Origin of the sequence: Rhodococcus oxybenzonivorans, from assembly GCF_003130705.1 — a bacterium.
GTDB lineage: Bacteria > Actinomycetota > Actinomycetes > Mycobacteriales > Mycobacteriaceae > Rhodococcus_F > Rhodococcus_F oxybenzonivorans.
Window position 1 is genome coordinate 436,550 of the sequence record NZ_CP021355.1, and the last position, 20,124, is coordinate 456,673.

At 63.1% G+C, this 20,124-nt stretch carries 20 protein-coding genes and 2 pseudogenes; 9 read left to right on the forward strand and 13 right to left on the reverse strand.

Annotated elements, in window-relative coordinates; genetic code table 11:
• From CBI38_RS32990 to CBI38_RS38100, 7 genes are all read left to right on the forward strand, one after another.
• Complete coding sequence (locus CBI38_RS32990) at positions 1 to 1,911, forward strand: FAD-dependent monooxygenase (protein WP_109336109.1); 1,911 nt, start codon at positions 1 to 3, stop codon at positions 1,909 to 1,911.
• Positions 1,908 to 2,777, forward strand: a complete 870-nt coding sequence (locus CBI38_RS32995; RefSeq protein ID WP_109335721.1) for an alpha/beta fold hydrolase — start codon at positions 1,908 to 1,910, stop codon at positions 2,775 to 2,777. The genes CBI38_RS32990 and CBI38_RS32995 overlap by 4 nt, the downstream gene beginning before the upstream one ends.
• Before the next feature lie 112 nt (positions 2,778 to 2,889).
• Positions 2,890 to 3,834 (forward strand): 3-carboxyethylcatechol 2,3-dioxygenase, encoded by a 945-nt coding sequence (locus tag CBI38_RS33000; RefSeq protein WP_109335722.1) that lies wholly within the window; start codon positions 2,890 to 2,892, stop codon positions 3,832 to 3,834.
• A gap of 42 nt (positions 3,835 to 3,876) precedes the next feature.
• Positions 3,877 to 4,671, forward strand: a complete 795-nt coding sequence (locus tag CBI38_RS39630; protein WP_335743647.1) for an AMP-binding protein — start codon at positions 3,877 to 3,879, stop codon at positions 4,669 to 4,671.
• Positions 4,668 to 4,976 carry a hypothetical protein gene (locus tag CBI38_RS39635; RefSeq protein WP_230990446.1) on the forward strand — a complete coding sequence of 103 codons (309 nt, stop codon included), beginning with the start codon at positions 4,668 to 4,670 and terminating at the stop codon, positions 4,974 to 4,976. Before CBI38_RS39630 ends, CBI38_RS39635 begins: the two co-directional genes overlap by 4 nt.
• Before the next feature lie 28 nt (positions 4,977 to 5,004).
• A complete protein-coding gene (locus CBI38_RS33015; protein ID WP_230990417.1) occupies positions 5,005 to 6,582 on the forward strand; it encodes a transposase in 1,578 nt (525 codons plus the stop codon).
• A 77-nt stretch (positions 6,583 to 6,659) separates the two neighbouring features.
• Entirely contained in the window at positions 6,660 to 6,824 is a 165-nt protein-coding gene (locus CBI38_RS38100; protein WP_162603322.1) for a hypothetical protein, read from the forward strand.
• Positions 6,825 to 7,086: 262 nt separating this feature from the next.
• Here the strand turns inward: CBI38_RS38100 and CBI38_RS39640 are convergent, their stop codons facing one another.
• Positions 7,087 to 7,605 carry a transposase gene (locus CBI38_RS39640; RefSeq protein WP_230990320.1) on the reverse strand — a complete coding sequence of 173 codons (519 nt, stop codon included), beginning with the start codon at positions 7,603 to 7,605 and terminating at the stop codon, positions 7,087 to 7,089.
• Between the two features lie 195 nt (positions 7,606 to 7,800).
• The gene (locus tag CBI38_RS39645) at positions 7,801 to 8,121 is read right to left on the reverse strand and encodes a hypothetical protein (protein WP_230990418.1); all 321 of its coding nucleotides are present in this window, start codon (positions 8,119 to 8,121) and stop codon (positions 7,801 to 7,803) included.
• Positions 8,122 to 8,448: 327 nt separating this feature from the next.
• On the opposite strand from CBI38_RS39645, the pseudogene CBI38_RS40985 reads away from it, so the two are divergent.
• Together CBI38_RS40985 and CBI38_RS33030 are read left to right on the forward strand one after the other, a co-directional pair.
• Positions 8,449 to 9,498 (forward strand): annotated as a pseudogene (locus tag CBI38_RS40985) (IS110 family RNA-guided transposase).
• Between the two features lie 11 nt (positions 9,499 to 9,509).
• Positions 9,510 to 10,422 (forward strand): annotated as a pseudogene (locus tag CBI38_RS33030) (IS3 family transposase); the annotation flags it as partial.
• 154 nt (positions 10,423 to 10,576) lie between these two features.
• Here the strand turns inward: CBI38_RS33030 and CBI38_RS33040 are convergent.
• The 11 genes from CBI38_RS33040 to CBI38_RS33085 all read right to left on the reverse strand — a co-directional run bounded on the left by CBI38_RS33040 (position 10,577) and on the right by CBI38_RS33085 (position 20,102).
• Complete coding sequence (locus tag CBI38_RS33040; RefSeq protein WP_257015423.1) at positions 10,577 to 12,028, reverse strand: NF041680 family putative transposase; 1,452 nt, start codon at positions 12,026 to 12,028, stop codon at positions 10,577 to 10,579.
• A gap of 187 nt (positions 12,029 to 12,215) precedes the next feature.
• Entirely contained in the window at positions 12,216 to 12,638 is a 423-nt protein-coding gene (locus tag CBI38_RS33045; RefSeq protein ID WP_109335723.1) for a metal-sulfur cluster assembly factor, read from the reverse strand.
• Positions 12,635 to 13,810 (reverse strand): amidohydrolase family protein, encoded by a 1,176-nt coding sequence (locus tag CBI38_RS33050; protein ID WP_109335724.1) that lies wholly within the window; start codon positions 13,808 to 13,810, stop codon positions 12,635 to 12,637. Before CBI38_RS33050 ends, CBI38_RS33045 begins: the two co-directional genes overlap by 4 nt.
• Positions 13,811 to 13,847: 37 nt before the next feature.
• Complete coding sequence (locus CBI38_RS40060; RefSeq protein WP_250645722.1) at positions 13,848 to 14,177, reverse strand: SDR family NAD(P)-dependent oxidoreductase; 330 nt, start codon at positions 14,175 to 14,177, stop codon at positions 13,848 to 13,850.
• Positions 14,144 to 14,632 (reverse strand): SDR family NAD(P)-dependent oxidoreductase, encoded by a 489-nt coding sequence (locus tag CBI38_RS40065; RefSeq protein ID WP_250645721.1) that lies wholly within the window; start codon positions 14,630 to 14,632, stop codon positions 14,144 to 14,146. The genes CBI38_RS40060 and CBI38_RS40065 overlap by 34 nt, the downstream gene beginning before the upstream one ends.
• A 308-nt stretch (positions 14,633 to 14,940) precedes the next feature.
• On the reverse strand, positions 14,941 to 15,924 hold the full coding sequence (locus CBI38_RS33060; protein WP_109335725.1) for an SDR family NAD(P)-dependent oxidoreductase: 984 nt from the start codon (positions 15,922 to 15,924) through the stop codon (positions 14,941 to 14,943).
• A 29-nt stretch (positions 15,925 to 15,953) separates the two neighbouring features.
• Positions 15,954 to 16,379 carry a limonene-1,2-epoxide hydrolase family protein gene (locus CBI38_RS33065; protein WP_162603350.1) on the reverse strand — a complete coding sequence of 142 codons (426 nt, stop codon included), beginning with the start codon at positions 16,377 to 16,379 and terminating at the stop codon, positions 15,954 to 15,956.
• A 201-nt stretch (positions 16,380 to 16,580) separates the two neighbouring features.
• A complete protein-coding gene (locus tag CBI38_RS33070; protein ID WP_109335727.1) occupies positions 16,581 to 17,324 on the reverse strand; it encodes a transposase in 744 nt (247 codons plus the stop codon).
• Positions 17,231 to 17,611 (reverse strand): helix-turn-helix domain-containing protein, encoded by a 381-nt coding sequence (locus tag CBI38_RS40790; RefSeq protein ID WP_418328369.1) that lies wholly within the window; start codon positions 17,609 to 17,611, stop codon positions 17,231 to 17,233. The genes CBI38_RS33070 and CBI38_RS40790 overlap by 94 nt, the downstream gene beginning before the upstream one ends.
• Positions 17,612 to 17,961: 350 nt before the next feature.
• On the reverse strand, positions 17,962 to 18,369 hold the full coding sequence (locus tag CBI38_RS33080) for a nuclear transport factor 2 family protein (RefSeq protein ID WP_109336111.1): 408 nt from the start codon (positions 18,367 to 18,369) through the stop codon (positions 17,962 to 17,964).
• 356 nt (positions 18,370 to 18,725) lie between these two features.
• Complete coding sequence (locus CBI38_RS33085; protein ID WP_109335728.1) at positions 18,726 to 20,102, reverse strand: LLM class flavin-dependent oxidoreductase; 1,377 nt, start codon at positions 20,100 to 20,102, stop codon at positions 18,726 to 18,728.
• Between the last annotated feature and the right edge of the window lie 22 nt (positions 20,103 to 20,124).

Here is a 20,124-nt window from a genome sequence, read left to right on the forward strand (position 1 = left end):
ATGACAGACATGAGTGACCACGACCGAACCTCCTACGACACCGACGTCGTGATCGTCGGACTCGGGCCCGCCGGTGGCACAGCGGCGCTCGCCCTGGCCACCTACGGCCTGCGCGTCCACGCCGTCTCGATGTTCCCCTGGGTGGCGAACTCGCCGCGCGCGCACATCACCAACCAGCGCGCCGTCGAGGTGCTCCGCGACCTGGGCGTCGAAGACGAGGCACGCAAATACGCGACACCGTGGGACCAGATGGGTGACACGCTGTTCACCACGAGCCTGGCCGGCGAGGAAATCGTCCGGATGCAGACCTGGGGAACGGGCGATACCCGATACGGGGACTACCTGTCCGGCAGCCCGTGCACGATGCTCGACATCCCCCAACCGCTGATGGAGCCGGTGCTGATCAAGAACGCCGCCGAACGCGGCGCGATCATCAGCTTCCACACCGAATACCTCGACCACACCCAGGACGCGGACGGGGTGACCGTCCGGTTCCGCGACGTCCGCTCGGGCACCGAATTCACCCAGCGAGCCCGCTTCCTGCTCGGTTTCGACGGTGCTCGCTCGAAGATCGCCGAGGAGATCGACCTTCCCTTCCAAGGCGAACTGGCCCGTGCCGGCACCGCCTACGTGCTCTTCAACGCGGACCTGAGCAAGTACGTCGCGCATCGGCCGTCCATCCTGCACTGGATCGTCAACTCGAAGGCCGGTTTCGGTGAGATCGGCATGGGCCTGCTGCGGGCGATCAAGCCGTGGAACCAGTGGATCGCCGGCTGGGGATTCGACATGGCCAAGGGCCAGCCCGACGTCTCCGACGACGTTGTCCTCGAACAAATCCGGACCCTCGTCGGCGACCCGCACCTGGACGTCGAGATCGTGTCGCGGTCCTTCTGGTACGTCAACCAGCAGTACGCCGAGCACTACCAGTCAGGCCGGGTGCTGTGCGGCGGCGACGCCGTGCACCGGCACCCACCGAGCAGCGGGCTGGGATCGAACACCTCCATCCAGGACGCGTTCAACCTGGCGTGGAAGGTCGCGTTCGTCGTCAAGGGCTACGCCGGGCAGGGCCTACTCGAGTCCTATTCGCCCGAACGGGTCCCGGTCGGCAAGCAGATCGTCGCTCGCGCCAACCAATCCCGCAAGGACTACGCCGGGCTGCGCGAGTGGTTCGACTCAGGCAGCGACGATCCGGTCGCGGCCGGTCTGGCGAAGCTGAAGGAACCCACGCCCGAGGGGGTCGCCCTGCGCGAGCAGCTGTACGAGGCGCTCGAGGTGAAGAACACCGAATTCAACGCCCACGGCGTCGAACTCAACCAGCGCTACGCCTCCTCCGCGGTCGTCCCCGAGCCCGAGGCGGGAGACGAGGTGTGGGCACGAGACCGGCAGTTGTACCTGCAGGCCACCACCCGGCCCGGCGCGAAGCTGCCGCACGCGTGGCTGGTCGGCGCCGATGGCACCCGCATCTCCACTCTCGATGTCACCGGGAAGGGAATGATGACCCTGCTCACCGGAATCGGCGGCCAGGCGTGGAAGCGTGCCGCCGCCAAACTCGACGTTCCGTTCCTGCGGACCGTGGTCGTCGGTGAACCCGGCACCATCGACCCCTACGGCTACTGGCGGCAGATCCGTGACATCGACGAGGCCGGCGCCCTCCTCGTCCGCCCCGACGGGTACATCGCGTGGCGGCACAGCGCCCCAGTCTGGGACGACCGCGAAGCACTGACCAGCCTCGAGGAGGCGCTCACCACGGTCCTCGACCGCCCGTCGGGCAGCAGCGCACCGGCCCCGGACGCCACGCAGGAGCCGCAGTACAACACCCAGGCCGTGCCGATCACCGTCCCGCACACCATCCCCGCGGACGCAGCACCTGCCTCCGCCACCAGCACCACAACCGAGGGAGTAAACCGATGACCCGCCCGTACACCAGCGTCTGGAACGACCTGAACCAGGTCGAATTCAGCCAGGGCTTCATCCAAGCGGGCCCCTACCGGACCCGGTACCTACACGCCGGCGACACCTCCAAGCCCACACTGATCCTGCTGCACGGCATCACCGGCCACGCCGAAGCGTATGTCCGCAACCTGCGATCGCACGCCGAGCACTTCAACGTGTGGGCGATCGACTTCATCGGCCACGGCTACAGCAGCAAGCCCGATCACCCGCTCGAGATCAAGCACTACATCGACCACGTCCTGCAGTTCATGGACGCGATCGGTGTGGAGAAGGCGTCGTTCTCCGGCGAATCGCTCGGTGGCTGGGTCACCGCCCAGTTCGCGCACGATCACCCGGAGAAGGTCGAGCGGATCGTGCTCAACACCATGGGCGGCACCATGGCCAATCCGAAGGTGATGGAACGTCTCTACACCCTATCCATGGAGGCGGCGAAGGACCCGAGCTGGGAACGCGTCCAGGCCCGGCTCGAGTGGCTGATGGCCGACCCGGCGATGGTCACCGACGACCTGATCCGCACCCGGCAGGCGATCTTCCAACAGCCGGACTGGCTCAAGGCCTGCGAGATGAACATGGCTCTGCAGGATCCGGAAACTCGCACACGCAACATGATCACCGATGCCACCCTCGAGGGCATTACGGTGCCGGCGCTGGTGCTGTGGACCACCAAGGACCCCTCCGGTCCCGTCGACGAAGCCAAGCGGATCGCCTCCCACATTCCCGGCGCGAAGCTCGCGATCATGGAGAACTGCGGGCACTGGCCCCAGTACGAGGACGCGGAAACGTTCAACCAGCTGCACCTGGATTTCCTGCTCGACCGCGCCTGATCGTCCCGTGGGTGTCTGCCACCGCGAGCAGGCACCCGCGATCGGCGCCCCTTACATAGCCACCCCTCGCACTCCGTCGACGAACCGCGCGAGAACCAGAAGGAAACAGACGATGCCCGTAGCGCTGTGCACGATGTCGCATTCCCCCCTCATGGGACGAAACGACCCGGCCCAAACCGTGATCGACGACGTCGATGCCGCGTTCGAGAATGCGCGCACGTTCATCGCCGACTTCGCCCCCGACCTGATCGTGATCTTCGCCCCGGATCACTACAACGGGGTCTACTACGATCTGATGCCCCCGTTCTGCATCGGTGCCGCGGCCCAGTCGGTCGGCGATTACGGCACCGAATCCGGACCGCTGAACGTCGACCGCGACGCCGCCTACGCCCTCGCCCGGGAAGTCCTCGCCAGCGGCGTCGACGTCGCGTTCTCCGAACGCATGCACGTCGACCACGGCTTCGCCCAGGCCCTGCAGCTGCTGGTCGGCTCGATCACCGCGGTCCCGACCGTGCCGATCTTCATCAACTCCGTCGCCGAACCACTCGGCCCGGTCAGCCGGGTCCGGCTACTCGGCGAGGCCGTCGGGCGGGCCGCGGCGAACCTGAACAAGCGGGTGTTGTTCGTCGGATCCGGTGGGCTGTCCCACGATCCGCCGGTGCCGCAGTTCGCCACCGCCCCCGCGGAGGTGAAGGAGAAACTCATCGACGGTCGCAACCCCACCGAGGCTGAGCGCAACGCCCGCGAACAGCGGGTCATCGACGCCGGTCGCGACTTCGCTGCCGGAGTGGCCACCATTGCGCCCCTCAACCCGCACTGGGATCGCAACCTGCTCGACGTTCTCGCCTCCGGCGAGATCGAGCAGATCGACTCCTGGACCAACGAATGGTTCGTCGAACAGGCCGGGCACTCCTCCCACGAAGTACGCACCTGGATCGCCGCGTATGCGGCGATGAGCGCCGCCGGGAAGTACCGCGTCACCTCGACCTTCTACCGCGAAATCCCGGAATGGATCGCCGGATTCGGCATCAGTACCGCCGTCGCCGTCGACGAATAGACCCCGCCGCTCCCATCACGCCGACCCACGAAGGGACCCCGGATGGCCTCCGTCCGCTCAGTAGACAATCACCTGATCGAGGACGCCGCCGCACGGCTGGCCGACGCCGAACGTGCTGGCGCCCCGTGCACCCCGGTACGGGATCTGATCGGGCGGACCGACATCGACACCGCCTACCGGGTACAAACCCGCAACGTCGATGCGGCGGTCGCCGCCGGTCACCGGATCGTCGGCCGCAAGATCGGCCTGACCTCACCCGCGCGCATCTGGGAAAAGCTCCGGTCCGCGCTGCTCGCCCGATTCCAGTCAGCTCCGCCCGAACAGCGTGCCGCGATCGATGCCGCACTCGAGGTCGGGCTGCAGAAGGTCCGAGCCGAGCAGTCCGGAGTATCGATAGCTGACGAGCTCGCGGCCGCCTACTCGCGGGCGGATGCGGGCGTGTTCGCCCCCCTGCGTGCGCAACTCGGCCTCGACGAGGTGGTCCTCCTCATGACCGGGGCCGCGCCCATCCCACCCGCCGTCCACGAATTCTTCCTCGCGATCGGTCTGCCGCTCGCTGAGGGCTTCGGAATGTCCGAGACCGGTGCCCTGGGCATGACCAACCTGCCCGGCGACATAAGGCTCGGCAGCGTCGGGAAAGCGATGCCGGGCACCGAGGCACGCACCGCCGACGACGGAGAACTCCTCCTCCGCGGGGCACACGTGATGCGCGGATACCGCAAGGATCCGGTGAAACTACCGAGGCCATCGACGAAGACGGCTGGCTGCACACCGGCGACATCGCCACGATCGACGACGAGGGTTTCGTCCGCATCGTCGACCGCAAGAAGGAGTTGATCATCAACGCGGCGGGCAAGAACATGTCACCCGTCAATATCGAAAGCGCGCTGAAGGGCGCGTCTCCACTCATCGGGCAGGCGTGCTGCGTCGGAGACGGGAGACCCTACAACATCGCACTGCTCGTACTCGACCCCGACGCCGCCGCGGCATTCGCTGCCGAGCACGGTCTACCCGACGCGTCGGCGCACGCGGTCGCGCAGGACCCCCGAGCGCAGGCTGCGGTAGCGAAAGCCGTCGAGAATGCGAACAGTCGGTTGTCCCGGGTCGAGAGCCTGTTGCAGAATGCGTGTCGTCGGGACTGATCGTGACGCTCGTCTGGGAAAATTGGGTATGGCCAAGGGGTATCGTCCGGTGTTGCGCGATCAGGTGTTCCTTTTGCCTCCGAATATGCGGGAATGGCTTCCTGCGGATCATCTTGTCTGGTTTCTGTTGGAGACGATCGAGATGCTCGATACCCATGAGTTCGACCGGCGTCGTCGCCGTGGTGGGGTGGGCGCGGCCGGTTACGACCCGCGGATGCTGCTGGGACTCCTGATTTATGCCTACTGCAGAGGGATTCGATCCTCGCGGCAGATTGAACGGTTGTGCTCGACCGATGTCGCGTTCCGGGTGCTGTGCGCGCAAGACGTCCCCGACCATTGCACGATCGCCCGGTTCCGTGCCGAATGCCAGGACGCGTTCACCGGGTTGTTCACGCAGGTACTGATGATCGCCGGCCACGCCGGTCTAGGGCACTTCGGAACGGTCGCAATCGATGGCACCAAGATCGCCGCGAACGCATCGATCGACGCCAACCGCGGGCATGAGTGGCTGAGCGAGCAGGTCACTCGCATGGTTGCCGAAGCCGAACAGACCGACGCCACCGAGAACATCCGCGCTGCACAGCGTGCACATGATGACGATGATCGGGTTCCTGCCCGGCTGATGGACCAGAGCAGTCGTGCACGGCGAATCCGTCAAGCGGCCGACGAGGTGGCCGCACAATTGAAACGCCAGCGCATCAACGAAGATGAGCGCGATGCAGCGGCACGGGCACGGTTGGCGAAATCTCGAGCGGGTGAACCTGTGGTCGGTCGTATCCCTGACGGACCGCACCGGCTCGCGGAAGCACGCGCCCACCTGGCACGTGAAATCGCCACTCACCAGTCGAAACTCGAACGGCGTGCCGCACTGATCGCCGCGGGGAAGAAGCCGATGGGCGCCCCACCTGTTCCATTGGAACAGCACTCACGAATCATCCGCGCCCGACGAGTCGTCGAAGCCGCACTGGCAGCCGAACGCACAGCTTCCGCCACGAAGCCGGCCACACCTGTATTGCCGAAGACGGTGGCCAACACCACCGATCCACAATCACGGTTAATGCCGACCAGGCGCGGATTCCTCCAGGGCTACAACGCTCAACTCGCCGTTACCAGCGATCAGATCATCGCGGCCGTACAGATTGGTCAAAGTCCCAATGACATTGCATCCCTTGTGCCGATGATGGAGGCAAGTGTGCGCGCCGCCGCGATGCTGCACACCGATACCGGCCGGCCTGAACACATCATCGGTGTCGTCCTCGCTGACGCCGGGTACTGCAGTGACAGCAACCTTTCTGCGCCCGGACCAGAGCGGTTAATCGCGCTGAACAAGACACGCGACCACGCGAAAGCGGTCATAGAACAGCCCGTGACAGGACCACCTCCGGAAGGTGCGAGCCCGAGACAGGCGATGTCGCATCGGCTACGCACGCCAGAAGGATCCCGTCTCTACAAACGCCGCGGGGCCACCGTCGAACCCGGCATCGGCAACCTGAAGAAGGTCCTCGACCGATTCTCCGGCCGTGGTCTAAACAGCGCCCTCGGCGAGCTCAACCTCGCGGCCAGCGCATTCAACCTGATGAAGATCCACCGAGCAACGGCCAGCTGAACGCGCCGGCCCGGAACGAGTCGGCCACCTCAGAATCGGCAGCAAACGAGAAAATCGACTGGACTGCTCCACCTTTTATGTCAGCGCGCATTCTGCGACGGGCTCTCGAACAGATCAAACGGTACGAACTCCTCGACGAAGAGTGGTTGCCGGACAGCGCGGAACTCACCCCCACGATGAAACTCAAGCGCCGGTCGATCTCGGGCAAGTACTCCGACGTGATCGAGAGCCTGTACAGGTAAGGCTCAAGGCGTGGGCGCCAGTCGTCCGGAAACCAGCCGGCGACCGGCCCCCTGAGGCTGCCCCCTTTGAGTGGACACCCCTGACAATGGTTCTAGTAGAGCCAGGAGGGATGTCGAGGTGGGACGCCAGTCTCTGTACCCGGAACAATTCCGGAAGGATGCGATCGCGCTGTACCGCGCGGCCGGGCCGGTGGCTTTTCCTGATGTGCGGTCCCACCGGGCCCGGAGGGTCGTTCGTGTGGCCTGATAGCGCCTCTGTGTGTCAAGCAGCCGTAGGTGGTGCGTGTTGTTGGTCCCTGAGCATTCGGCGATAGAGGACGTTCGCGAGGCGGCGTTTGAGTGCGCGCCGGGCTTCGGCTCGTGTCTTGCCTTCGTCGAGTTTGCGCTGGTAATAGACGCGGCCGGGCCCTGGGTCGCGGGCTTGGCAGACGGCGATGGTGTGCAGCACGGAATTGAGTTGACGATTGCCACCGGTATTGAGCCGGTGGCGTGTGTTCTCGCCGCTCGACGCTGCGAGAGGAGCGGTGCCGGTGGAGCCGGCGAAGTGATCGGCCGAGGGGAATCGGGTGATGTTCCCGATGTGGCCGAGAAGTTTGGCGGCAAGGACGGTGTTGATTCCGTGGACTTCCTGCAGAGTCGTCGTCGTGGCGGCGACTGCGTCGCGCATCTGAGCTTCGTTGGCTTTGATGTTCGAATCGATGCGCCGGAGGTCGGCAAGCACGTCCTTGGCCAAGTCCCGGCGGCAGGCGTCGGTGGCGGTGGTCGGTTTGATCCGTTGCATCGCAGCGCCGGCCTTGTCCGCCGAAGCCCGATCGGAACGCCGCCTGGAATCAGTTCCCGTAGCAGCTGGTGCAACCGGATGACCTCACACGCGTCTTCTCACGTGTGAGGTCATCGCGGCGCTCGGACAGCAGCCGCAAGATCGTGCTCTGGTCCTCGCGGTGAACTTGATGTAAGCCGTGGTGGTACAAGGCGGTCAGCGCGACGGCCCGGGCATCGTCGGGTCGGTTTTGCGTCCGCCGCCGGTGCTCAGGACCCGGACTTTCATTTGCGAGGGTGGAAGGAACGTCAACAACGTCCTCACCACGCGCGACCAGAATCTGCGCGATGCCCGGCCGAGTCCCTTTGCTCCCTCGATCGCGTATTGCCGTTCTGGCCATCGCTGGCACCATTTCACCAACGCGGTGGCGGTGCCGGCATTGACCACGAACCGACGGGACCCGACGGTGACGCCGCTGCGGCCGACGGCAACTGCGGTGAATGACGACTTGTGCGGGTCGATTCCGATGATGACCACCTGGCAGTACTCCTTCGGTAGGCGAAGTCGAACGTGCCTGCGGAGGGCATCCTGACTTGAAGATCTCGTTCACGCCTCTGTCGAGCCACACCGCAGGGCGGGTGTCGACCGGCATGGCACGCTATCAGTGAGCCAACCTCCGAAGATGGTGGCAAGAAGCCTGCGAGCCTGCGCCGATCGACACCCTGGACGCTACGAGACTGCAGATCCCGATCACATCCACAGGTGATTTAACAAGTCAGAAGCCTGCCGCTGGTGCCCGATTGAGGCCTGCCCGCGAACGCACCGATCCGACGCCATAGCCCTCAACCGGATTGGAGTCACCAGTTGATCGTGATCGGAGTCGACGCCCACAAATCCACCACACACTTGTCGCGGTCGACGACATCGGCCGTCAGGTCGGGCAGCGGACCGTCAAGGCCACCACCGAGGGTCATCTGCCGGCGATCGAGTGGGCCGCCCAATGGCCGCAGGTGCAGTTCGCGCTCGACGACTGCCGCCACGTGACTCGGCGACTCGAATCGGATCTGCTGCGCCGCGGTTACGCGGTGGTCCGCGTCAAGACCCAGTTGATGGCCGTGCATCGGCGCAGCGCCCGCCAGCCGGGCAAATCCGACCCCATCGACGCGCAGGCCGTGGCGATGGCCGCGCTGCGTGAGGAGAATTTGCCGATCGCCCAACTGGACGGACCCACCCGGGAGGTCAAGCTCCTGTCCGATCACCGACGCAATTTGGTCTGCGAGAGAACGAAACTTATCAACAGGCTTCGCTGGCACCTGCACGAGCTGGAGACCCTGAACTTGTCATTCCCGTGCGGGGGATCCGGCGGTATCGCGTCATGGATGAGCTCGCCGAACGGCTGACTGCGTTCACCGGTGTGGTCGCCCAGATCGCGGGCGAACTCCTCGACCGGTGCCGGCAGCTGACCGAGCAGGTCAACAATCTCGAGCGCCAGATCCGTGACCGCGTTCGGCGGATCGCGCCGTCGCTACTCGCGATACCCGGGTGCGGGGTTCTCTCCGCCGCCGTCATCATCGGCGAGACGGCCGACGCTCGACGTTTCCACTCGAAAGATGCCTACGCGAAGTCAACGGCACCGCTCCGATCCCGGTCTGGTCGGCCCACGAGCGGGTCCGTCTCAATCGCGGTGGCAACCGTGCCGTGAACTCGGCGCTGCACGCGATCGCCACTACGCAGGTCGCGCGCGGCGGCCCAGGTGAGGACTACGTGGCGAAGCTGCAGGCGGCGGGGAAGACGAAGCGGGAGGCTGTGCGCCTGCTCCGCCGACGTGTTTCCGACCGGGTGTTCCAGGTCCTGCGCACCGCCGAAACTGCAATCAAAAACCGTTCACAAGGGCCACTTTCGGCGGCGGCTTGACATAGAAGCATCAAGGAGGTGAAGTGAAGACCCGCCGCTGGGACTTCATCTCCGACCATCGCGCCGAGTTCTTCCGTGCTGCGGCTGTGCCGGGTGCTCGGGACCTCCCGATCCGGATACTACAAACACTTGGCCACCGAGCCGGCCCGAGTCGAGCGCCAGGCCGACGAGGCCGCGACGGTCGCCGAGATCCGCGCCATCCACGCCGAGCACCGCAGCGCCTACGGCGCCCCGCGCGTGCACGCCGAACTCCGCTCCCGCGGGCGCAAGATCAACCGCAAACGGGTGACCCGATTGATGCGGATCCACCACGTCGTCGGTCGGCACCTGCGCCGCACCAAGCGCACAACCATCGCGGACAAGTCGACTTCACTCGTTCCGGATCTGGTGATGCGGGACTTCACCGCCCCAGCCATGAACATGAAGTGGTGTGGGGACGTCACCTACATTCCAGTGGGATCTTCATGGTTGTTCTTGGCCACGGTGATCGACATCTACTCACGTCGGGTGGTGGGCTGGTCCATCGCCGACCACATGCGCACCGAGCTCGTCACGGACGCGATCGAGATGGCGGTTCGCACCCGCGGTGGTGACGTCCGTGGGGTCGTATTCCACAGCGATCGCGGCTCCCAGTACACCGCAACGGATTTCGGCGATGTATGCCGCCGTCATGGGATCCGCCCGAGTCGAGGACGGGTCGGCTCGAGTTACGACAATGCTCTTGCCGAGTCGTTCTTCCAAGGACTCAAGAGGGAGTGGCTGCACGGACGGAGTTGGATGTCGAAGTCGCAGGCACGGATGGAGCTGTTCGAGTGGCTCTCGTACTTCAACCGACGTCGCCGTCACTCCGCGCTGGGATACCTCACCCCGGTGGAGTTCGAACAACGGCTGATCGCGTCGTCTACGCTGTCAGTTGCCGCATGAAAACAGGTGTCCACTCTCAAGGGTCAACCTCATGCGCGACTACGAAACCAGACCCGACCACCACGAAGCCATGGTTCACATCGCGATGATCGCGACCACGACCAGGCGACTCGCCCGGACCTGACGGTTTTCAAACACACTCTGAGCTTGATCTTTAACCTGGGCAGGCGGCCCCGACGGGTTTTCTAGCTTTGGTTTCGGCGCGTTTGCCCACGTGGTGATGCGGTGCGCGGTGGGTGTTTTTCGATCCGGGTGGGCGTCCGGGTCCGGGTCGACTGGGTTTCGGTGCACTGGCCGGAACAGGCATCGTCGCGCGGGTGCGCGAAAACCCTCGACGAACCTGTGCCGGCGTCAATCGTGTTGGTGGGACGGGTCGTTCCCACGGGCGGCGTAGGTCCTCGGCCAGAGGACGGGCGAGCCGGAGTTGGGCGTAGGCCACCAGCACGATCCAGGTCCAGCGGTCGGCCGCCTCGGGACTGCGGAGCTTCGGGGCGGTCCACCCCAACGTCTGCTTGAAGAAACGGAAGGTGTGTTCGAGGTCGAAGCGCCGCAGAAACATCTGCCACAATCGGTCGATATCGGCGGTTCCCGCACCAGGATGTGAGTACCAGAGCCACACCGGTTTGGGATGCCGGTCCCCGGGCAGGTGATCGACCGTCAGCCGGATCACCGTGCCTTCGACGATCGGTGGCGGTCCCGGGTGGTCCGCCCACGAGCCACGATGGACGAGCCTCGGGTGCAACCGATTCCACGCCGCAGCGGTGGCTGTTCCGTAGCGATCGGTGTCGGTGCTGGTGGTGGTCTCGGGTTCGGGCCAGGTCTGGGGGTCGGCGAATTTGAAGTCGGAACCGTGCCGGGGTGGGCGCCCGGTACGGCCCGGTGGCGGCGCCGGGAAGCACAGCACCCGGTCCGAACGCATCCGACCCAGCACCTGCACCGGGAGATCGGCGAGCACGAACGCCAGCCGGGCCAGCTCGTACCCGGCGTCGAACACCAGCAGAATGTCCGGGTCGCCGTCGCGGTGGTGCCCGGCGTCGCGCAACCGCGTGATCACTTCACGCACCTGGGTGGCCGTCACAGCGGTTTCGTCGTCGTCGGGGCGTAGGCGGACCGCGTCGAGCACCGTCGTCCACGAGGTACGGCCGGTCTCGAGGGCGGCGACGAACGAGTACGGCCACCCCGGGATCAGCTGTGCCTGATTCTTCCCGCGGCCGTAGACGTGGCAGAACCCCCGCTGCGGACTCGTCGGTGCATCCGGGCGCAACCAGGCACTGATGTCGACGGCCAACACGATCCGGCCGCCGCGATCACGCGGGATTGTCAGCCCGCCGAGGGCGCGGCGCAGCCGAGTGTAATCTATTCGGCCGCAGTTGATTGCGTCGTACAAGGCGCCGTGACCGCGCCGATGCTCGGCGGCCAGTGACAACTCGACCAGGGTGCGAACCGCGGTGCCGGAACACAGCAGCGCATCGGTCAACTCGAACAAAGCATCACCTCGGGCCGGCAGGGACCGGTAGAACTCTTCGCGGAACGACACCAGGTCGACACGCGGATCGGGGACCGATTCTTCCCCGACCGCCCGCCGATCGGGCACACTGATACTCACGGCCACCGCCTGTCTTCGTCTCGAAAGTTCTCTGGAAGGAACTTCAAGATGATCAGGCGGTGGTCGCCTCATGCCGCTGCGACACGCCGAACAACACCAGCACCAACTGCCCCACGCCACGGCAGAGGTTAAACGACAAGCTGAGAGCGGTCATTTCTCGGGAATCATCCCGGTCGTGCGACCGTCGTCAAGTGGCCCGAACCCGGGATGGATCGCTGACGCTGGGACTACCCGCCTTGTGCTCTTCCGTCAGTCGGTGCATTGCCTCGAGGCGTCGCTGACGTCGCTTCTGGGCCTCAGGAGCCATCAGGTCGTCATCCCAGTTCAGCCCGTCATCGTGCGTTACCACGACCTCGCTGACGCCCTCCAGTTCGCGTACTTTACGGAGTGCCTCACCTTGCATGAAAGGCACAAACTCGCAGAACGGGGAGGTGAGCCGGAGGATAATCTCCACACGCCCGGTCGAAGTGACATTGACATCCTCGATCAGACCCATTTCGCCAAGACCCATCGACAGCGACATCGACACGCTGCACGGATCTTGGATCTCGTCTAGGACTCGATGGATCTCGTGCACGAGCGCAGCACGGTCCAGCCCCGGTGCGTTCATGAGGCAGGGACCGTCGGGAGGTCGGGCGCGGAAGCCGTCGGACTGCCCTTCCGCCGTTCCTCCTCGATCTGGGTCCACTTCGAGGTAGTGCTCCACGGCTGGGGATTCGGGTCTTCCCTACGTGCCCGGCTGAATTCGTCGTCTGCGATGGCCTTCTTCGTAGCCTCGATATCGAGCCCATGCAGGCGCGCCCAGTTGCCGGCAAAGATGTTGCGCTTGTGGTCGTCTGAAATCTGCTCGATAGGCGCGAAGAGGCCACCCTCTTCGAGCAGGTCCTCGGGAATCAGGTACTCGCAGAAGGCCTCGATACCCGGGCGTGGGTGGGCGACAACGCAGCCGGTTGCCCAAATGAACCGATCGTAGATGGCCGTTCCACCAACCTTCATGAGACCCAGAAGAATCTTGGAGAACATCCGCGGCCGGCGCTCAAGCACGAAGTTCAAGATCTCCATGTTTACATAGACGTTGGGGAAGCGTCCCAGGAGCCAGGCAGTTTCCTCGGTGAAGGCGAGTCCGCCGTGGACAATCTCGAACGCCAAATCGGGGAACGTACCCGCTGCGCCTTCGAGGTCGCCGACCGCGCTGGTGTCTCCATCGATGAGAGGGCCGGTGGGAAGCGACTTGTGAACAGCGACGACCTTGATGCCGAGTTCCATGGCGCGCTCGTAGAGCGGGAACGCGAACTTGGGATCGTCCATCTTGAACGGGATCTGGCGTTGCGCGTCGATGTCCCAGCTGGTCGGATAGAGTTTGAGCCCGGTCGGATTCAACAACTCCACTTGCCGGTCGAGTTCGTCGAGCGCGGCCTTGCCCTGCAGGGGATCGACGGAGGCGTATGCGCGCATGCGGTTCGGCCAGCGCTGAACTGCCTCCAGCGACTTCTCGACCGAACAGTAGCGATCCTTGAACCATCCGCCGAACGGCAAGGTGTGCACGACAGCCAGGTCGTTCGGGCTCTCGCGGAACAGGACGTTCGCGGTGTCTTCCACCGACCAATCAGAGATGTACGTGTCGTGGGGAACCACACACTCAGGATTCGGTGAGCCAGCGTTGAACCCAAACGCCATCTCACAGATCATCGCGGCCGGCTCTGGATCGCGGTAGTTCTCCGGGCTGTGGTTGTACGGATGCGCAACCGCATCAATGATAAATTCTTTAGTGGGATCCAGCATCACAAATCATCCCTAACATAGCTGATCGAATATGAGGTCACATCGAGGTATAGCCGCCATCAACCGAGATGGCCTGGCCTGTTGTATATTGCGACTCGTCTGCGGCCAGGTACACAGCGAGACTGGCGATTTCGTCGGGCCGTCCCCAACGAGAAATGGGCGTAAGTGCAATAGTCTGGTTGCCTGCTTCCGTTGGATCCTTCGGCTGAACCTGGGTAGCCAACTCAATGTCTCCGTTCTTTCCGGATTGTGAGAGCGGGGTCTCGATAGCGCCAGGACAGATCGAGTTCGCGCGGATACCCTTAGCGCCGTACTCGACCGCCGTCGCGCGCGTCAGAGTGATGACACGCCCATAGATGCGCAGTATGCCGGTATACCCGGAACGGCGACGATGCCGACCATTGACGAGATATTGATTATTGAGCCGCCACCTCGTTCGAGCATATGTGGAATCCCTGCCTTCATTGCCAAGAAAACTCCTCGCAAGTTGACGTCGATTACCCGGTCGAAATTCTCGAGGGTGCACTCGGCCGTGGGAAGCCAATCCCCGTCGATGCCAGCGTTATTAACGAGCACATCGAGACCACCAAACTGTTCTACCGCGGTGGAGGCCATTTTCTGAACGTCTTCCCACTTCGTGACATCCGCTTGGACCCCGACCGCGTTCTCACTGAGCTCCGCCGCCGCCTTCTTTACGTCATCGTTGACATCCGCCAGAACCACCTTTGCGCCTTCAGCGTGTAGGGATCGCGCAATGGCGAAGCCAATGCCTTGCGCGGCTCCGGTAACTACGGCAACTTTATCTAGCAGGCGTTCACCCATTTTGTGGTCCATCCTATAATGGGCTGCTGGATCTTTTTAGTATTGGCCTCAATTCACCGCGACATCAGCCCAGCGCACTGCTCGGATCAACGGGTCGCCTGAGAAAAACGTATTATGCCGAACTTGAAGTGTCTGGCCGCGCGTTGCGGGCACCCTCTTGATTGCCTCATTGACAATCTGTATTTGATGATGCCGATTAACCAGAATAGCCCGCACCAGCCAAACAGAGGCTGAAACTGTTCTCTGTCGGTGCGGTTTATCTGCCTGGCCAAAGACCGGTCTTAGGTTTCTGGCCGTCCGCCATGGCGCTACTTGAGCTGTGTCGCTATGGCAAGCTGCAGGTCTCGTGCGGCTACCAGGGTCGACGGCGCGGCGGTGAACGGCTGTTCTCGATTGATGTCTGCCCAGTGGTCTGCCACCGCCTCGATTGTCAGATCCGAACTGGCGAAGCAGGGGCCTTGTGCCATAAATACGCGCGTCACCCCACCGTAGCCTGCGTGGAACACCTCACCGGTCACTTCACACGACTCATGGGCAAGCCACGCTACGACGGGGGAGATATGGTGGGGGGATCCGTCCAGGTCCGTCGGCGTCGAGGCGGGATCGATCACCGACAATTCGGGGGGAATTGCCTCAGTCTCCGCGTTCATAGTTGTCGACAGTGGCGTCGTCGCGTTCGGCCATAGGGCGTTGACGTTGATGCCATGGCGACTGCCCTCGATGCTGAGGGACTTCATGAACCCGTACACGCCCGCCTTCGCGGCACTGTAGTGGGAGAGGTGGGGGAGTCCGACCATGCCGTTTGAGCTCGTCATAATAATACGACCGAAGCCCTGTTCTACCATGTGCGGCCAAGCGGCGCGGGTCACGAGGAACGTTCCCACTGTGTGGACCTTTAACATCAGTTCGAACTCTTCGAGGGACATCGAGTCGAATGGCTGGAAGCGACCGATACCAGCGTTGTTCACGACGATGTCTACGCGCCCGAACTCTTTGAATGTCTGTGCCACCAGCTCACTGGTGGCCGCCTCCGAGGAAACGTCCGCAAAGTTGAGACTGGCGGTGCCTCCTGCGTCGCGGATCTCTGCGACCACTTGCTCGGCAGGCTCCCGAGACGCTCCGCCGCCGAACGCTCCGCCGCCGAGGTCGTTCACCATTACAGCGGCTCCCCGACTGGCCAGCAGCAGCGCATGATCCCGCCCTATACCCCGCCCGGCCCCGGTCACGATCGCTACTCGACCGTCGAAACGAAGCTGACTGTCGGATGTTATCGATTCGTTCGCTTGCGTCATTACACCGCTCCAGTTACGTCGTCGCTCGGTCAGCTGCTCTTGGCGTCCTTGGAGGAGAGGGTCAGGCCGGAGTCGTGGACTGCGCCGGCGTCGAAGTACTCAGTCCAGTGCTCGATCTTGTCGTCGTCATTGAACCGCATGACCCCGACGAGAGGGAATCCATGCACAAGCGTGCCATCCGCTCTGTAGACCTTGTCGACGCGCTCGATGATCACGAAGCGGCCATTCTCCCAGATGTGGTGGATATCGACGTGAAGCGTCTCGAGGCCCTGCATTTCCTTACAGAGACGCCAGATTTCTTTGGCGCCCTCCGGTCCGTGCGTGGTCATGAGCGGCTCGTTCACCCATACATTGTCGGCCGCGAACGTCCGATCGAATCCCTTGAGGGCCTCGTCGTAGCTCACTCGCCAGGAGTTGAAGAGATCGAGTGCGACATTCTTGAGCACATCAGCCATTGTTTCGTCCTTCGTCGAGATGCGTGAGATGTTGTGAATTGCACCGGCCCGACCGGTCAGACGGTCGGGAACAATGTGATCTATGTAACCATGCACCCGGGAAAGTCGTCAACTATAAACTGATGCTGTTTACCTGCGGTGTTTGTGGATTGGGTGACGCGGTGACATCTAGGCTCTTCGACTTATTTCGGGCAGTCAGCATCAAGTCTGAGTCGCGGCCCGCTGTTTGCGGGTGCAGTGGAAGACTATCCGGCGGGCCGAGTTCTCACGATTTCGGAAGCCGCAACCGGCGCGCTTCACAGCCTTCACGAGCCGGTTGTAACCCTCGGTCCGGCATCGGTGATCCCGGTGCTGACGAACGCGTTGATCTCGGCCACCACGCATGACGGTCTTCGCCAACGTCAGTAGTTCGGGGATGTTCGAGTCGATGCACCAGGCGAGGAACCGGTGCAGCCGATGCTGGGTCAGATGGGGATCTCCCCCGATCTTGACGGTGAACAACAGCGTGCGGAGTTCCTCCTTCGTGATGTGCGCCGACAAAATGTGAGAGGTCGGGTCCTCGCCCACGATCACGTTCCACATCTTCGCGAAGTTCCTGTTCGAGAGTCGTTCTCGCGCGGTGAGCAACCGACGTCGGTTGGCCCATTCCGGGTCCCGCTTTCCGCCGCGGCGGATCTTGAGCTCCCAGGTGACCCGGCGCCGGACCTTGGTCACCGCGTCGTTCGCCAACTGAACGAGGTGGAAATGATCGACCACCAGGGTCGCGTTCGGCAGCAATCCATCGGTGGGGACCGCGGCCGCGTACTCGATCGCCTCTCGAAACTCCGGCGTACGTTCTTTCAACCAGGTGATCACGGCCGGGGTGGTGCGCCCCTCCTTCTGCCCCAGTAGACCCTGGTTACCGGACAGGTCGACGAAGCCGGTGTCCCACGGATCGACCCGCACTCACCGGCCGGCTTTGTGCAGTAGTCCCACCTGGGCTTACCGCGTGGGGGATCATCGATCCCGAGGACCCGCACCGGTGTGGGTCCTCGGGCGGTCGGCCAGGACACCCCGTGGGCGGTAGCGACTTCGGATACCGATCTGGCGGCGTCGCCGATCGCCGTCCCGATCTGGGTGCGCAACCGGCCGGTGGTGCGGGCCCGGGCCGGGATCTGCTCGATCGCCTCGGTGAACGATCCGCGAGTGCAGTACTCCTTCTGGCATCTCCACCGGGTCTTATTCCACTGCAACAGTATTCGGTCTTCCCGTAGGGGTTATCCTTCGGTCTGGAGGTCACACGCTCCTTGACGGAGGTCGAGAACACGCCGCACGACGGGCACGCCGCCGCGGTGTCCTCGTCGGTGACCAACTCGACCAGTCGGATGCCACCGGATTCCCGGGACACGCGGCCCACCCCGTACTCCTGGCAGCCCGAACAACACTGTCGTACTCTCGACCACACCCTTGGTCTTCCGTTGCCTGATGTGTCGCAACATCCAGACTTCAGGAGACCAAGGGCCCTCAGTAGATCGACGCGCCGAACACCTCAAATCTCGGGTTGCCCGCTCAAGATGAAGAGTCATATGAGCAGTTCTGTCTTTCAGGTCGCGACAAACACCTCGCGCACGTGTTCTGTATCCATAAATTCTTTAACTTTTTGGATCTTTCCATTACGGATCACAAAGGCGAAGTGATACAAATTGTTGTATACTCGCCCATTGGCGAGTTCTGCATAGGACTCGGTTTCGACGGCGACCCTGTCTGCTTCGGCCGTCCAACGCTTCGGGGTGAGAGTGATCGCCCCGGTTTTGAGATACGCGGATTGAGCCGAGAGGATCTCAGCGAATTCTTTCTTGGTCTTCTCTCCGGAGATTCCGTCGATATTGCCCGCAACCCACCAGGTGGCTGAATCGTCCAAATATGTCAGGATGCGATCGACATCTCCTGTGGAGAAGACCTTCATGAACTCAACTACTAATTCCTTGTTCCTGTGCTCGACGGTGCTCATGCCAAGTACTCCTTCGGTCGGTTCGGTCGGTTCGGTTGGCTGTGCGTGAATCATTCGAGATGAGTCTCTATTCGGCGGGACGGTCAGTCACGCCTGGTGAACCTCGATATTCGGCCCAATCGCAGGGCCGCTGGCGCCCCGTGGCCTTCCGGAACTGGGGCAGGCGTTTCTCTTGCAACGCCCGGACGCCCTCTCGGTGCTCTTCGCTGCCGTTGGACTTTCGGCAACATTAATCACCACGCCGAGAAAGGTCCGGGCGGATCACCATGCGTTCGACACCGGTTTGCGGGTCAACGAGGACTGCTGTATTTGCGGCCGCTGTGTTGCGACGCAATTATGTGTGGCTCATCGCGGACTTATACTGGCATCGTAGTCTTTCGGTACCCCTGAGTCGGATGGCGATCATTCAGACGTGCGGCCCGGCCCGGAAACAGCTTTTCCCGCAGGGTGCCGGGAGCGTATTCGCGTTTCATCATTCCGCGTGCCTGAAGTACCGGCACGACATGATCGATGAATTCGGTATATGTTCCGGGTGTGGTCATCTGGATGATATTGAACCCGTCGACTCCCGCGTCAGCCCAGGCCTGGAGGGTGTCTGCGATCGATTCCGGGGTGCCGACGATGCGGTATTGACTGGAAAAGTACTTTCCCAGATCGGCGACCGTGGGGTTCGAGTCGGCTGGCAGTCTGTCGATGAACATTTCCAGAATGCCTCGCACGGCCGATGTCTGCTGCGCCAGCTCGGCCAGCGGCATGTCCGGGGCGAGCGCCGCGAGATCGGCACCGAAAACTCCGGAATATTGCGCCAGCAAACTTTCACCGTCGACGTATTCGTCCAGTTCTGCGGCCTTGCGCTCGGCCTCTTCCTCGGTGGACCCCACGATGATGCTGGTGCCCGCGATGAACTTCGCGTCATCGGGCTGGCGGCCTGCGGCGACGAGGCGGGCTCGCACATCATCGATGAATGCGGCCGCATCCGCGGGGGAGTCGGCCATGAGGAAGATGCCCTCGGCGTGCCGGGACGCGAAGTCCCGGCCGGCCTCCGAGGCGCCGGCCTGGAACAGCACAGGTGTGCGTTGCGGTGAGGGTTCGACAAGATGTGGTCCCTGCACCGAATAGTGCTCACCGACGTGATCGATCCGGTGGATCTTGGACGGGTCAGCGAAGATTCCCTTTTCCCGGTCGGCAATTATTGCGTCGTCTTCCCACGATCCTTCCCACAGCTTATACACGACCTCCATGTACTCTTGGGCTCGCCGGTAGCGTTCATCGTGATCAGTCAATTCCGTGTGACCGACGTTGAGATACGCGTTCTCCAGGTAGCTCGTCACAATATTCCAGCCGACTCGACCCTTGGAGAGGTGGTCGAGTGTGGAGGCGGCGCGCGCAAAGCTGAAGGGCGGTTGCTGGATCATAGATCTCGTGTATACGAATCCGAGGTTCTCGGTGGTCGCAATCATTGCCGACAGCAGCATCTCCGGATCGCTGACCGGGAAGTTGATGCCACGTTCGGCGAGCATGTCAGTGCTCCCGCGGTACACGCCCTGCTGTCCCGCAAGGTCGGCGATGAAAATGGTGTCGATGCAGCCTCGCTCGGCAAGTCGGGCGAGTTCTAGCCATGTATCGAGATCGTTATGCTGTAGCGCCTTGCTGTCGGGATGACGCCACATGCCGTGGAAAATGTGCGACACGGAGTTCAGGGTGAAGATATTGAAAATCAGTTGTTTTGCCATTTCGCATCCATTCAGGGATTGA